This window comes from Streptomyces sp. NPDC005866 (assembly GCF_040629895.1).
Taxonomy (GTDB): domain Bacteria; phylum Actinomycetota; class Actinomycetes; order Streptomycetales; family Streptomycetaceae; genus Streptomyces.
Window position 1 is genome coordinate 101,814 of the sequence record NZ_JBEXWP010000029.1, and the last position, 14,448, is coordinate 116,261.

Sequence of the window (14,448 nt, forward strand, 5' to 3'; positions counted from 1 at the left end):
TGCGCGGTCAATACGGCGTGAGGATCTGGGAACTCGCGGGATCGACGGCGAGGAGACTTTCGAAACTTCGAACAGCGGCGGTCGGATTCAGGCGGGTGTGGATCGCACTACCCGGGTGTGCAAGTGACCCGGAAATCCGTGAAGTCCGCGGTGAAGGAGGCGTCTACGAGGTCGACCGTGTGGATCGCCGCCATCGCCCCGGTGAAACGGAGACGGGACCCGTGGTCGTCGGAGAGGCGGGTGAAGTCGAGGGGTGGGCCGACGGGGCGGCGGATGTTGTCGGTGAGGTGCCAGAAGCGGGCCTCTGCGTGGTCGATGGTGGCGCCGAGGGTGAGAGGGGCGACCGCGTCGATGTCCACGACCGCCAGTCCGCGGGTTTCGTCCTGGTCGCGGGAGGTGAGGGCCAGCACTGTCCGTCCGGTGTTCTGCCATTGCTGGCCGCTTTGTCTCTCGCCTTCCGGCTCGGCCCAGGTCAGGTCCAGGGCGAAGTAGGCCGAGGTGTTGTACCAGAGGAGCAGTCCGGCGGACTCGGTGAAGGTGGATGGGCTTGCGTGGACGGTGACTTGGGCTTCGGCGTGGTGTTCGGTGATGCGGCGGGCGAGGAGGTTGTGGGCCCAGAGGGAGTCGGGGCCGTGGTGGCCGCGGAGGCGTAGCCAGCCGGGGCGGGCGGATCTGTCGATCCAGGTGGGGGATACGGGGGAGCGAAGGGTGTACCAGGGTTGTTCGCCGGGTGCGGGTGGTGTGTGGCTTGACGCGCCCATGCGGCGGTAGCCGCATGTCGAAGACAGCCCGGCGCCCCTCAACGGCCGCGGCGGCTGAGCCGTCTCGATCGTGATCGCCGGACGTGTGTCTCCGTGCCGGAGCCTCGGCCAGCCCTCCGCGTCCCATGTCACCGCCTGGATCGCCGTCTCCCGGCCGAGGGGGCACCTTGGGCCCTCCGGCGTCTTCAGTGGTCTTGCCGTCAGGTGGCTCAAGTACCACTCGCCCTCCGGCGTCTCCACCAACTCCGCATGCCCCGCCTTCTGCAACGGCCACCCGGGGTCGTCCCGCGCCGTCAGCAGCGGCCGTTCGTCGAGTTCGTACGGGCCGGTCAGGTTCCGGCCGCGTGCCACCCGTACCCCGTGCTCGAAACCCGTCCCGCCCTCCGCCACCACCAGGACGTACCAGCCGCCCCGCCTCAGCAGCTTAGGGCCCTCGATCAACCGGTCGTGCTGGAGCAGGAGGTGAGTGGGGCCGACGACGGTGAGTGTCTCCCGGTCCAGTTCCGTGGCGACGATGCCCGCGAAGCGCCGGCCGCCCGGGCGGTGGTCGTTCTGGAGGTTGAGGAGCCAGAGGCGGCCCTCCTCGTGGTAGAGCGCGGGGTCGAAGCCATGGCTCGGGATCCGTTGCGGGGGGCTCCACCTGCCGGACGCATCCATGGCCGTACTGACGTATGTGTCCAGGTCGAAGTAAGGGGTGCCGACCGAGCGGACGATCGAGTAGGCCACCCAGAAGCGCTCCCCGTCCCAGCTGAGGGACGGGGCCCAGATGCCGCCCGAGTCGGGGACGCCGGCCAGGGTGCCGCCGGGGGCCGCGCCCTCGACGTGGCCCGCGTACTCCCAGTGGACCAGGTCGCGGGAGCGGTGGATCGGGATCGTCGGGAACCACTCGAAGGAGCTGGTCGCCAGGTAGTACCAGTCGCCGGCCCGGACCAGGGAGGGGTCGGGGGCGAAGCCGCGGATCACCGGGTTGTGGAGCGCGGTCACTTGAGGGCTCCCAGGGTGACGCCCGTGCGCCAGTAGCGGCGCATCGCGATCATCATGACGGCCATCGGGACGATGGAGAGCAGGGCGCCGGTGAGGACCAGGCCGGTCAGGTCGACCCCGGATTCGAGGCGTTTGCCGGACCAGTTGTACAGGCCCAGGTTCAGGGTCCAGTTCTCCTCGCCGCGCAGGACGGTGAGGGGGAGGAAGAAGGCGTTCCAGGTGTTGACGAAGGCCAGGAGGAAGACCGTGGCCCCTCCTGTCGTCATCATCCGCAGGACGATCGAGAAGAAGATGCGCAGTTCGCCCGCTCCGTCGATGCGGGCCGCCTCGAGGAGTTCGAAGGGGACCGTCGCCTCCGTGTAGACCTTCGCCAGGTAGACGCTGAACGGGTTGATCAGGCAGGGGATCAGCATCGCCCAGGGTGTGTCCACCAGGCCGAGCTTCGAGAAGAGGAGGTAGAGGGGGAGGGTGAGCAGGGCGATGGGGACCAGGAAGGAGCCGACCACGCAGGCGAACACCAGGCTGCGGCCGGGGAATTGGAAGCGGGCCAGGCCGTAGCCCGTGGCGAGCGCGATGAGCGTGCCGCCGAGCGAGCCGACTCCCGCGTACAGGAAGGAGTTGGCCGTCCAGCGCAGGAAGATGCCGTCCTCGTAGGTGAACAGCTGGTGCAGGTTGTCCCACAGGTGCCAGCCGGAGAACCAGAGGCCGTTGCTCTGGTAGAGGGCGGTACGGTCCTTTGTCGCGGCGACCATCAGCCACCACACCGGGAAGAGGCTGTACGCGCCGGCCAGGACCAGGCCGGCGAGGAGGAACCGCTGGCCGCCCCGGGAGCGGGACGCCGGATCGGGTGTGGCCATGCGCCGGACGGGGTTCGTCCGTGTGCGCTCCCCGGTGAGTGACATCAGTCGGCCTCCTTCGCGGTCAGCCGGTAGAAGAGGAAGGAGGCGACGCCGAGGATCAGGGCCAGCAGCACCGAAAGGGCGGCCGCGTAGTGGTAGTTGCCCGCGTTGAAGGCCTGGTTGTAGATCACCATGATCGGGGTGAAGCTGTCGCTGACCGTCTGGGGAGTGACATTGCGGAACAGGGCCGGCTCGTTGAAGATCTGGAGCATCTGGATGATCGACAGCATGCCGGTGAGCACCAACGCGCCGCGCACGTAAGGGACTTTGATGCTCAGGGCGATACGGCGCTCCGAGGCGCCGTCCAGCCGTGCCGCCTCGAACAGTTCGCGTGGCACACCCTGCAGCGCCGCGTAGATGATCACCATGTTGTAGCCGATGCCGTGCCAGGTCAGCAGGTTGCCGATGGACGGCCACACCATCGATGGCGCGAAGAAGTTCCAGGTCAGCCCGAACGCCCTGCCCAGCGGGGCTAGGGGGCCGACGTCGGGGCTGTAGAGGTTGATCCAGACGATCGCCGCGACCACACCGGGGATCATGTACGGCACCAGCAGCAGGACCCGGAAGCGGCCCGCCACCCGGGAGGTGAGCGCGTCCAACGAGAGCGCGAGCAGCAGGCTGACCAGCAGCATCACCGGGATCTGCACGCAGGCGAAAAGGAGCACGCGGAGCACGGAGTCGAGGAACGCCGGATCCGTGAGCCCCTGCCGGTAGTTGGCGAGGCCGGAGAACTTCTCCGTGGTGCCGCCGAGGCCGAGTCCCGAGGAGCGCGAACGGTACAGCGACTGGTAGACGGCGTAACCGATAGGGACCAAGTAGAGGAAGACGAAGCCTAGCTGGAAGGGCACCGTGAAGGCGGCGCCCTTCCAGCGCTGGGAGCGGACCATCCGTGCCGCCTCAGCCCTTGACGCTGATGCCGCGGGACTTCAGGTCGCCCACCGTCCACTGCTGCATATGGGCGAGGAGGTCGGTGACCTTCTGCTGCTTGCTGACCACCTTCGCCCAGCCGTTCTGCAGCTCGGTGAACATGGCTGTCCAGTCGGGGCCGAAGGTCCAGTCGGTGGTGACGTGGTCCAGGCTGTCGGTGACGACCTTCTTCGCCGGGCCGTAGTGGGAGCCGAGCAGCTTCTGCGAGATCGCCTCGTCGACGTAGGCGCTGCTGTCGGCCAGCGCGGGCATCACACCGTTGCCGGTGGTGGGGCTCGCCATCGTCCTCACCGCGCCCCGATCGGTCGACATCCACAACGCGGCCTCGGCGGCCTGCTGTTGGTGTGCGCACTGCTTCGGGACGAGGGTGACGCTGCCGGTGAGGTTGGTGCCGGCCGGGGTCTTCGCGGCCTCGCCGGTGAAGGCCGGCCAGGGGGCGAGGGCCCACTTGCCGAAGGACTTGGTGAAGTTCTGCACCATACCGGCCATCTGCCAGGTGGAGATCTGGCGGGTCGCGGTGCCACCGTTGTCGTAGTTGCGCTGTACGGCCGCGTAGTCGGCGAACGACAGCTTGGAGTCCAGGTCGTTGTCGATGATCTGCTGGATCACGTCGGCGGCCTTGAGGGTGCCCGCGTCCTGGAAGTCGACCTTCCAGGAGTTGCCGTCGATCGAGTACCAGTGGGCACCTGCCTGCATGGCCATCACTTCGAGGGTGCTGGGGTCCTCACCGGCATAGTTGGTGACCTTGATGCCGTGCTTCTTGAGCACCTTGCCGGCCGCGATGAACTCGTCCCAGGTGGTGGGGGCGCTGAGGCCGTACTTCTGGAAGATGTCGGCGCGGTAGATGGTGAAGTTCGGCGAGGAACTGGTGGGGACGCCATAGAGCTTGCCCTGCACCTGGCCGGCCGACCAGGAGCCGGAGTTGAACTTGTCCCTGGCCGGGTCGACGTACTTCGTGATGTCGGCGAGGGCGCCCTGGGCGACCCAACTCGTCACGTACTCGGCGGTGTTCTGCACCAGACAGGGGGCGTTGCCCGCCTTCACCGCGTTGGTGAGCTGCTTCTGCATGGTCAGCTGGTCGGTGACCTTCGAGTACTTCAGCTGGACGTCCTTGTGGGAGGCGTTGAACGCCTTCACCACCGCCTCCTGGCCGTTCGCCCAGCCCCAGAAGGGCAGGGTGACCGGACCGGAGGCCGAGTCGGAGCCGCCGGAGCCGGAGCCCGATCCGCCGCAGGCGGAGAGCAGACCTGTCAGCGCGAGGCCCGCGATCGCGCCGCGGACCAACCTGGTGGAGTTCATCTGACCGTGTTCCTTCGGAAGTGGGCGCTCTCGGAGAGGAGGGCGGCGGCTCGGCAGTGCCTTAGAAACCGGTTTCCACGAGACGGTAGGACGGTTCGGCCGCACCCAGCAAGGGGTATGAGTCGGAATCTTTCGATGTGCGGTCGGCCGAACAGCCCGTGAGCAGCAACCGGTACACCGGAGCAACCGGTTGCCGCCGAACGCTTTTCGAAAGTTCGTCACCCCCCTTGACGACGCTCTCGTACGGGTCGAAGCTCCCCTCACCGCCCATAGCAACCGGTTGCCTAACCGAGCCGACGCCCTGTCACCTCGCCGCAGAGAGTGGGTAGTCCATGCAGACGCACGCCCGAGCCCCGGTCAGCCGGCGCCGCTTCCTGGCGCTCGGCGGCACCGCCGCCGCCACGGCCTCCCTCGGCGGCTGTGCCCTGCCGGTCTCCGGCAGCGCCGGCGGCTCGGGCGAGACCGTCACCCTCATGGTCAACCCCGACGACATATCCACGGACCTCATCAAGCAGGCCCAGAAGGACATCGGGATCGGCATCAACACGGTCCGCTACGACATCACCAAGCTGATCGCGATGATGACCAGCGGCAACCCGCCCGACCTGGTACGCGGGGTCGGCGCCGTCGACACCCCGTACCTCGCGGCCCGGGGCATCGCCGAGGACCTGGACCCCTACTTCGCTCGCAGCACCGTCCTCAAGGTGTCCGACCTCGACCCGGTCAACGACCTGTGGCGCTACGACGGCCGCACCCAGGGCAAGGGCCCGCGTTACGGCATGGCCAAGGACTTCTCCCAGGACTCGATGTACTGGTACGACACAGCCCTGTTCGACAGTTCCCGCGTCGACTACCCGCCGGAGACCGAGCCGATCACCTACGAGGAGTGGCTCGACAAGGCGAAACGGCTCACCCGTACCAGCATGGGACAGACCACCGTCTTCGGCGGCACCTACAACGGCCTCGGCGCCTCCATCCTGCTGGCCGGACTCACCGCGTCGGCCGGCGGCAGCATGTTCAGTGACGACTTCACCGGCGTCGACTTCACCGCCCCCGAGGCCCACAAGGCACTGAACTGGTACATCGAAGTGTGCCGGGCCAGGGTCGGCACGAGTCTGATCCAGCCCAACCCCAACGCCTGGGACGGGCCCACCTACCAGGCCCGCCGGCTGGCGATGTACAACGCGGGCTACTGGGTGGGCGGCCTGATCAACACCGACAAGAAGCTCGCCGCCGTCTCCCGGCTGGCCCCGGCGCCGGTCTTCGCGGGCGGCCCCCGCGTCAGTCCCTGCCAGGGCGGCACCGGGCTGTGGATGCCGAAGAAGGCCAGGAAGAAGGACGAGGCCTGGCGGGTCTTCGAGTGGTTCTTCGGCGAGACACCGGCCAAGGCCCGCGCCTCCGGCGGTTGGGGGATACCCACCCTCAAGTCGCTCCGTCCTCTGATGCCGAATCAGGAGGGCTATCAGAAGGAGGTGCTGAAGGTGCAGGAGGCCGAGCTGAAGCACTTCTCGGTGATCTCCTTCACCCCGTACGCCCGGACGGACGCCCTCGACGCCGTCTTCAACCAGGAGGCCCCGGCCGCGATGCGCGGCGGGATGTCCGTCGACACCCTCGCCCGGCGACTCAACTCGGCCATCAACGAGCAGCTCAAGCGCGGGAAGGAGCAGGTCGGATGAGCGTAGACCAGATGACCGCGGTACGCGCCGGAACCGAGGGGGCCGCCGACCGGGAGCGCCCCCGCTCCTCCATGACCGCACGCCGACACCGCGCCTTCTACCTCTTCACCGCGCCCTGGATCATCGGCTTCCTGCTGCTGACCATCGCGCCCATGACCTACGCCCTGTGGCTGAGCCTCACCACCTTCGACGGTCTCTCACCCCGCTGGCGCTACGTCGGACTCGCCAACTACCGCGAGTTGCTGGGCGATTCGGTCACCTGGCAGGCCCTCGGCCGCACCGGCCTGTTCGCCGTCACCTCGGTCCCGCTGTCCATCCTCGCCGGCCTCGGGCTCGCGGTACTGGTCAACCGGCCCTTGAAGGCGCGCGGGTTGTTCCGCACCCTGCTGTATCTGCCGGCCGTGGTACCCCCGGTGGGCGCGGGCCTGGCCTTCAAATGGCTCTTCGACCAGAACTCCGGCGCCGCGAACGGGGTGTTGACCGGCCTGGGCTTCGATGCCCTCAACTGGCTCAACGACCCCTACGCCAGGTACGTCCTGCTGATGAACGTGATGTGGGCCGCCGGAAACATCATGATCATCTCGCTGGCGGGGCTCCAGGACATCCCCCGGGAACTCCTCGAAGCCGCCCGCATCGACGGCGCGAGCGCCTGGCGCAGTTTCCGCAGCATCACCGTACCGCTGCTGTCTCCGGTGCTGCTCTTCCAGACCGTGACCGGGATGATCGCCTCGGTACAGACCATCATGCCGCTGCTGCTGGCCCCCGACGCCACCACCGCGGGCGTCACCGCCATCCCGCACTCCAACTACCTGTACATGATGCACGTCTTCGCCGAGTACTTCGCGCTCGGCCGCTACGGCTACGCCTCGGCGCTGCTGTGGGTGCTCTTCGTGCTGATCCTGCTGCTGACCGCAGTCATCTTCAAGGCCACGTCCGGCGTGGTGTTCTACAACGTCGACCCGGAGGCGAAGAAGTGACCGCCACCCAGCCCATCCCCCGGGCCCGGATACACGGCCGCCGCCTGGTCCTCTACACCGTCCTGGTGGTGATCACCGGCCTGTTCCTCGGTCCCTTCGGCTGGCTGGTCGTCACCGGCCTCAAGACCCCAGCCGAACTCGCCGCGTCTCCCGTCCACTGGCTGCCCGCCCACATCCAGTGGCACAACTTCACCGACGCCTACCGCCTGATCGACTTCCTGGGCTACGCCCGCAACTCCCTGATCATCGCCACGATCTACGCCACGCTGGTCACCCTCAGTTCCGCCTGGGTCGGCTTCGGCTTCGCCCGGCTCTCCGCGCCCGGCAGGAAGACGTTGTTCGGCATCCTGCTGGGCTCGATGATGCTGCCTCAGATGATCACCCTGCTGCCGACCTACCTGATCTTCGCCAAGCTCGGCATGGTCGACACCTACTGGCCCTGGGTGCTGTGGGGACTGGCCGCCACTCCCTATCTCGTCTTCCTCTTCCGGCAGTTCTTCGCCGGGCTGCCCCGGGAGCTGGAGGAGGCCGCGATCGTCGACGGCTGCGGCTACGCCGGGATCTTCTGGCGGATCTTCCTGCCCCAGTCCTGGCCGGTCCTGGCCGCGAGCTTCGTGATCGCCTTCACCTGGACCTGGGGCGACTACATCGCACCCCAACTCCTGCTCTCCACCGACCGCACCACCCTCGCCGTCGCCGTCATGACCACCTATGTCACCGAGGCCGGCCAGCCGGTCACCCATCTCCAGGCCGCCGCCTCCGTCATGTACGTCGTCCCGATCCTGCTGGTCTTCCTCGTCGCCCAGCGCGGCTTCGTCGCCGGCATGTCGACGTCCGGCCTCAAATAGTCCCCCTCAAGTAGCCCTCCGGGCCGACCTGTTGCAAGGAGTCCGAGTTGAACACGCCCTTCTCACGCCGTACCGCGCTGCAAGCCGCCGGAGCCACCGCGCTCGCCACCGGACTGTCCGGCGCCCTGACCGCCACCGCCGCTCAGGCGAGTGCCGACAACTCCGCACCCAAGCTGGTCACTTACCCCCGCCCGTCCGGCGTACCGGCCAACACCAGCTTCCAGGTGCGGGTGCGCACCGCCCCCGACGGCGACTGGCAGACGCTGGACATCTACCGGCCGCAGTTGGAGGAGATCAACGCGACCACCGGCTCAGGCAAGGTCTACAACTCCTCGTTGGCGTACTTCGACTTCCAGTGCTCCGTCCAAGTCGAGGTGACCTACCTCAAGGGCGGCACCACCAAGGCCCGGGTGAGACCGGACTCGTACGGCATCAAGCCCGAACTCCTCGGCGACACCCTGCGGTTCACCCTTGACGAGCCGAAGGACCTCGTCGTCCAGATCAACGACGAGATCTTCGACTGCCTGCACATCATCACCAACCGCGTGGAACACCACCCGCCGGCCGCCGACGACCCCGACGTCATCTACTTCGGCCCCGGCGTGCAGACCGTCACCGGCGGAGTCCTCACCGTCCCCAGCGGCAAGACCGTCTACCTCGCCGGTGGCGCCGTCCTCAAGGCGACCGTCTACTTCAAGGGCGTCGAGAAGGCCGCCCTCAAGGGCCACGGCATGATCTGGGCGGGCTCCGGCCAGGGCGTGCTGTGCGAGGGCAGCAAGAACATCCGGGTCGAGGACGTCATCATCATGAACCCCGGCAACTACATCGCCACCCTCGGCGAAGCCCAGAACGTCCACATCAAGAAGGTCCGCGGTTTCAGCTCACGCGGCAACGGCGACGGCATCGACATCTTCTCCTCCAGTGACGTCCTCATCGACGGCTGCTTCCTGCGCAACTCCGACGACTGCATCGCCATCTACGCCCACCGCTGGGACTACTACGGCGACACCCGCAACATCACCGTGCAGAACTGCTCCCTGTGGGCCGACGTCGCCCATCCCGTCAACATCGGTACGCACGGCAACACCGACGCCCCGGAGACGATCGAGAACCTGGTCATCAGGAACATCGACATCCTCGACCACCGCGAACCCCAGATGAACTATCAGGGCTGCATCGCCCTCAACCCGGGCGACTCCAACCTCATCAGAAACGTGCGCATCGAGGACGTACGGATCGAGGACTTCCGCTGGGGCCAGGTCATCTACATGAAGGTCATGTACAACACGAAGTACAACACCTCGGTCGGCCGCGGTATCGAGGACGTCTACGTCAGGAACCTCACCTACACGGGCACCCACGCCAACCCGTCGCTCCTCCTCGGCTACGACGCCGACCACGCCATCAAGAACGTCACCTTCGAGAACCTGGTCATCAACGGTGTCGTCGTCGCCGACTCGATGAAGAAGCCGAGCTGGTACTACACCACCGACGCCGTCCAGTGGTTCTCCAACGAGCACGTGACGAACCTGAGGTTCCTCACGACCGCCGAGGCGGCGGCCGCCCAGTGAACCCGGTCAGCCGCCGCGGCCTGCTGAAGTCCTCCGGTGCGCTGCTGCTCGCCGCGGGCACGAACACGCTGTTCGGGCCCGCGGGCGAAGCGGCCGCGGCCCCCGACGGCTCGCAGGCCTTCGCCTTCACCCACCCCGGCATCCTGCACACGGCCGGCGACCTGGCCCGTATCCGATCCGCGGTCGAGAGCCGGCAGTCGCCCGTGTACGACGGCTATCTCGCCCTCGCCGCCCACCCGCGCTCGCAGAGCGCATACAGCATCCAGAACACCGGGCAGATCACCTCCTGGGGCCGCGGCCCCGCCAACTTCCAGAACCAGGCCGTCGCCGACTCGGCCGCCGCCTACCAGAACGCCCTCATCTGGGCCGTCACCGGTGACCGCGCGCACGCCGACAAGGCCCGCGACATCCTCAACGCCTGGGCGAAGACGCTCACCATCGTCACCGGCGCCGACGGCCCGCTCGGGGCGGGTCTGCAGGGTTTCAAGTTCGCCAACGCGGCCGAACTCCTGCGCCACACCGGTTACGACGGCTGGGCGGACACCGACATCGCCCGCTGCGAGGTGTCCTTCCTCGACGTCTGGTATCCGGCCGTCTCCGGCTACATGCTGTACGCCAACGGCAACTGGGACCTGACGGCCATTCAGACCATCCTCGCCATCGGCGTGTTCTGCGAGGAGCGCACCCTCTTCGAGGACGCCCTGCGGTTCGCCACCGCCGGCGCGGGCAACGGCAGCGTCCGCCACCGCATCGTCACCGACGCGGGCCAGGGACAGGAGGCCGGCCGCGACCAGGGACACGAACAGCTCGCGGTGGGCCTCCTGGGCGACGCGGCCCAGGTCGCCTGGAACCAGGGCGTCGACCTGTGGGGCTACGACGGCAACCGCATCCTCGCCAACGCGGAGTACGCGGCCCGCTACAACCTCGGCGAAGACGTCCCCTTCACCCCGGACCTTGACCGCACCGGCAAATACATCAAGACGGCGGTCTCGGCGATCTCCCGCGGCACCCTCCCCCCGGTCTATGAGATGTACTACGCCCACTACGCGGGGGTGCGCGGCCTCGCCACGCCCTACACGCAGGCCGCCGTCCTCCGAGGTGCCGGCGGCGCCCGGGTCGTCGAGGGCAGCAGCGACGACCTGCCCAGCTGGGGCACCTTCGCCTACGCCGGCAGCACGGCCCCCGCCCCGGGCGCGCCGGCCCCTCCGGCGGGCGTCACGGCGGACGGTGACGAGCACGCGGTCACGGTGTCCTGGCCGGCGTCGGTGGGCGCGACGCGCTACGAGGTGCGGCGCGCCGAGCATCCCGACGGCCCCCATGAGCCGGTGGCCGAAGTGGTGTCGCCGACGTACACCGACGGTCGGATACGCCCGGGCACGACCTACCACTACTCGGTCGTCGCCACCAACTCCCTGGGAAAGAGCGGGACTTCGGCCGTCGTCGCGGCGACAGCCGGACTCCCTCGTCCCTGGCGGACCCGGGACCTGGGGGCCGTGAGCATCCCGGGTTCGGCGCGCTTCGACGGTGAAAGGTTCCTGCTGGAGGCGAGCGGCACCGCGGACACCTACCGACTCGTCCACCTCCCGCTGCATGGCGACGGCAGTGTCACCGCCCGGATCGTCTGGCCGCTCAGCTCGCAGTACGCCAAGATCGGCGTCACCCTCAGGGGCTCGCTCGACCCGTCCGACACCCATGCCTCGATGCTGATCCAGGGGCTGCCCCTGCACACCTGGAGCGGGGTGTGGAGCGTGCGCCCGGCTGCCGGTGCCGGGATCTCCGCGACCGGGAGCACCCCGGTGCCGCCGAGTCAGCAGCAGACCATCACCACCGGCGCCGGCTTCCCGATCTCCGACCTGGGCGCGCTGCCCGAGTCGGCGACCCCGCTGGCGGCGCCGTACGTCGAGGGAGCGGGGGACGGCTATCGGCTGCGGGCGCCCTACTGGGTGCGGCTGACGCGGGAGGGGGACCGCTGCACCGGAGAGATGTCCGCAGACGGCATCCAGTGGACCGAGGTGGGGTCGACCGTATGCGATCTGCCGCGCACCGCATACGCCGGGCTCGTCCTCACCTCCTGCCTGGGTGTCGACGAGGAGTACGCCGAGACCGGCACGGGCGCCTTCGACAACGTCAGCGTGGTGTCCCGGGGCGGCACGGGGTGGCAGGTGCCGCGCCCGGTCCGCAGGGCCACCGACCTGCACGTCGCCGTCGGCGCCGACGGCGTCGAACTGGCCTGGACCGACCCGGACCCGTCGGCCCGCTACACCGTCCTGCGCGCCCCGGACGCCCGCGGGCCGTACCGGACCCTCGCCCGGGACGTCGGCGCGGTCGGCTTCGGCACCCGTGTCCGGTACACGGACGGGAGCGGTGCGCCCGGGGCGACGTACCACTACGCCGTCGCCAAGACCAACTGCGCCGGGCAGGGCCCGCGTTCGCAGCCGGTGAGCGCGGTGCCGCCCGCGGCCGGCACGGCGGCCCCCGCTGCGGCGGCCCCCGCTTCCACGCTGCCCGACCCCTGGACCAGCGGTGACCTCGGCGATGTCGTCCTCGACCGGCGCGCCTACGGCACCCTCGGCGTCGTCGCCGTCCTCACCCCCGGTGACACGGCCCACGCCGACGGCACCTTCACCGTGCGCGGCGCCGGAGTCGACCTCAACGTCAACTCGCAGGGAATCACAGGCCAGTTCGTACGACGCCGGGTCAACGGCGACTGCGAACTCACCGCCCGTCTCGTCTCCCGCTCCGGGGCCACCGCCGACCGGGTGGGGCTCCTCATGGCCAAGTCGCTGTCGCCGTTCGACCAGGCGGCCGGGCTGATCGTCACCGGAGGCACCACCGCGCAGCTCATGCTGCGCCCGACCGTCGCCGGAGCCTCCGCCTTCACCGGCACCACCGCCGTCCAACTCCCCGTGCTGCTACGGCTGAAGCGCACCGGGACCGCCTTCGCCGCCACCGTCTCCACCGATGACGGCGTCACCTGGAGCCCGCTCGCCGCGGGCGCGATCCCCAGTTTCGGTGACGCCCCCTACTACGTGGGCCTGGTGGTGTGCTCGCGCACTCCGTCGGCCCTCGGCACCGCGCGATTCGAAGAGGTGAGTACCGCACTCACCTGAACTCCCCCCACCGAAGGAGAACCCACGCGATGAGCCGCCGCGTACCACCCCCGACGGACACCGGCGGGCTGAGCCGCCGCAGCGTCCTGAAATCCGCCGCCGCGCTAGCCGTCGCCGCCTCGGTCACCGCCCCCAGGGTGGCCGACGCGGCCCCGGCCACCTTCACCCACCCAGGCATGCTCCACAACGCCGGTGACATCAACCGCGCCAAGGTGCGGGTCGCCGCCGGCACCGACCCCTGGCTGTCCGGCTGGAACAGGCTGACCGCCAACTCCCACTCCGCGTCCACCTGGACCCCCAACCCGCAGGCCACCGTCATCCGCGGCGGGACCGGCGAGAACTACGGCACCCTCTACAACGACATCGCCGCCGCCTACCAGAACGCCCTGCGCTGGAAGGTCGGCGGCACCGAGGCCAACGCGGCCTGCGCGGCGACCATCCTCAACGCCTGGTCGTCGACCCTGACGACCGTCACCGGCAACGCAGACCGCTTCCTGGCCGCCGGTATCTACGGCTGGGAGTTCGCCAACGCGGCCGAACTCATGCGGGACTACGACGGCTTCGACCTCGCCGCCTTCCAGCAGATGATGACCGACGTCTTCTACCCCCTCAACAACCAGTTCCTCACCGGCCATAACGACGCCTGCATCACCAACTACTGGGCCAACTGGGACCTGTGCAACATGGCCTCCGTCATGGCCATCGGCATCCTCACCGACGACTCCGCCAAGTACGACCAGGCCGTCACCTACTTCAAGTCCGGCGCGGGCAACGGCTCCATCGGGCACGCGGTGCCGTACCTGTACACGGACAGCGACGGCTACGCGCTCGGCCAGTGGCAGGAGTCGGGCCGCGACCAGGGCCACACCGTCATGGGCATGGGCCAGATGGGCGCGATCTGCGAGATGGCCTGGAACCAGGGCGATGACCTGTACTCGTACGACGACCGCCGCTTCATGAAGGCCGCCCTGTACGTGGCCAAGTACAACACCGACCAGGACGTGCCCTACACCACCTACACCTGGGGCAGCGGCCAGAACTGCTCCCAGCAGTCCCAGACCGTCATCTCCGCCGGCTCCCGGGGCCAGGTCCGCCCGGTGTGGGCGATGCTCCACTTCCACTACAACCGGCGCCTGTACCTCGACGACAAGTACATCTCGGCCATGTACTACGACCTCGTCACCCCCGAGGGCGGCGGCGGGGACTACGGCTCCACCAGCGGCGGGTACGACCAACTCGGCTTCGGCACCCTGATGTACGCCAAGTGACTTGCTCTCCCTCGTCAACTACCCGGCGCTAAAGCCAATGCCGCGTAGTTAAGCCGCAGGTGGGCTAGTCAAGGGCTGGCTCTGATCGCTGTGGATCCATGCTGAGGCGAGCGTGTAGGTGCCGCGGC

The 14,448-nt window shown here is 68.6% G+C and carries 10 protein-coding genes; 6 read left to right on the top strand and 4 right to left on the bottom strand.

Annotated elements, in window-relative coordinates; all coding sequences use genetic code 11:
- Positions 1-107: 107 nt before the first annotated feature.
- Genes ABZ396_RS33775 through ABZ396_RS33790 form a run of 4 tightly spaced genes read right to left on the bottom strand, consistent with a single transcriptional unit; the run spans position 108 to position 4,870 of the window.
- A complete protein-coding gene (locus ABZ396_RS33775) occupies positions 108-1,745 on the bottom strand; it encodes a family 43 glycosylhydrolase (RefSeq protein ID WP_358926848.1) in 1,638 nt (545 codons plus the stop codon).
- A complete protein-coding gene (locus ABZ396_RS33780) occupies positions 1,742-2,647 on the bottom strand; it encodes a carbohydrate ABC transporter permease (RefSeq protein ID WP_358926849.1) in 906 nt (301 codons plus the stop codon). Before ABZ396_RS33780 ends, ABZ396_RS33775 begins: the two co-directional genes overlap by 4 nt.
- A complete protein-coding gene (locus tag ABZ396_RS33785) occupies positions 2,647-3,531 on the bottom strand; it encodes a sugar ABC transporter permease (RefSeq protein WP_358926850.1) in 885 nt (294 codons plus the stop codon). The genes ABZ396_RS33780 and ABZ396_RS33785 overlap by 1 nt, the downstream gene beginning before the upstream one ends.
- A gap of 10 nt (positions 3,532-3,541) precedes the next feature.
- Positions 3,542-4,870 (bottom strand): extracellular solute-binding protein, encoded by a 1,329-nt coding sequence (locus tag ABZ396_RS33790; protein ID WP_358926851.1) that lies wholly within the window; start codon positions 4,868-4,870, stop codon positions 3,542-3,544.
- 332 nt (positions 4,871-5,202) lie between these two features.
- On the opposite strand from ABZ396_RS33790, the gene ABZ396_RS33795 reads away from it, so the two are divergent.
- From ABZ396_RS33795 to ABZ396_RS33820, 6 genes are read left to right on the top strand one after another with little or no spacing between them, the layout of a single operon-like run.
- Positions 5,203-6,546, top strand: coding sequence for an extracellular solute-binding protein (locus ABZ396_RS33795; RefSeq protein WP_358926852.1), 1,344 nt, complete (start codon positions 5,203-5,205; stop codon positions 6,544-6,546).
- Positions 6,543-7,523, top strand: coding sequence for a sugar ABC transporter permease (locus ABZ396_RS33800; RefSeq protein ID WP_358926853.1), 981 nt, complete (start codon positions 6,543-6,545; stop codon positions 7,521-7,523). Before ABZ396_RS33795 ends, ABZ396_RS33800 begins: the two co-directional genes overlap by 4 nt.
- Positions 7,520-8,371: a carbohydrate ABC transporter permease gene (locus tag ABZ396_RS33805; protein ID WP_358926854.1), complete on the top strand. Its 852-nt coding sequence runs from the start codon at positions 7,520-7,522 to the stop codon at positions 8,369-8,371. The genes ABZ396_RS33800 and ABZ396_RS33805 overlap by 4 nt, the downstream gene beginning before the upstream one ends.
- A gap of 47 nt (positions 8,372-8,418) precedes the next feature.
- Positions 8,419-9,942 carry a glycosyl hydrolase family 28 protein gene (locus tag ABZ396_RS33810; RefSeq protein WP_358926855.1) on the top strand — a complete coding sequence of 508 codons (1,524 nt, stop codon included), beginning with the start codon at positions 8,419-8,421 and terminating at the stop codon, positions 9,940-9,942.
- On the top strand, positions 9,939-13,052 hold the full coding sequence (locus ABZ396_RS33815; RefSeq protein WP_358926856.1) for an alginate lyase family protein: 3,114 nt from the start codon (positions 9,939-9,941) through the stop codon (positions 13,050-13,052). The genes ABZ396_RS33810 and ABZ396_RS33815 overlap by 4 nt, the downstream gene beginning before the upstream one ends.
- 29 nt (positions 13,053-13,081) lie before the next feature.
- Positions 13,082-14,320, top strand: a complete 1,239-nt coding sequence (locus tag ABZ396_RS33820) for an alginate lyase family protein (RefSeq protein ID WP_358926857.1) — start codon at positions 13,082-13,084, stop codon at positions 14,318-14,320.
- Positions 14,321-14,448 lie beyond the last annotated feature (128 nt).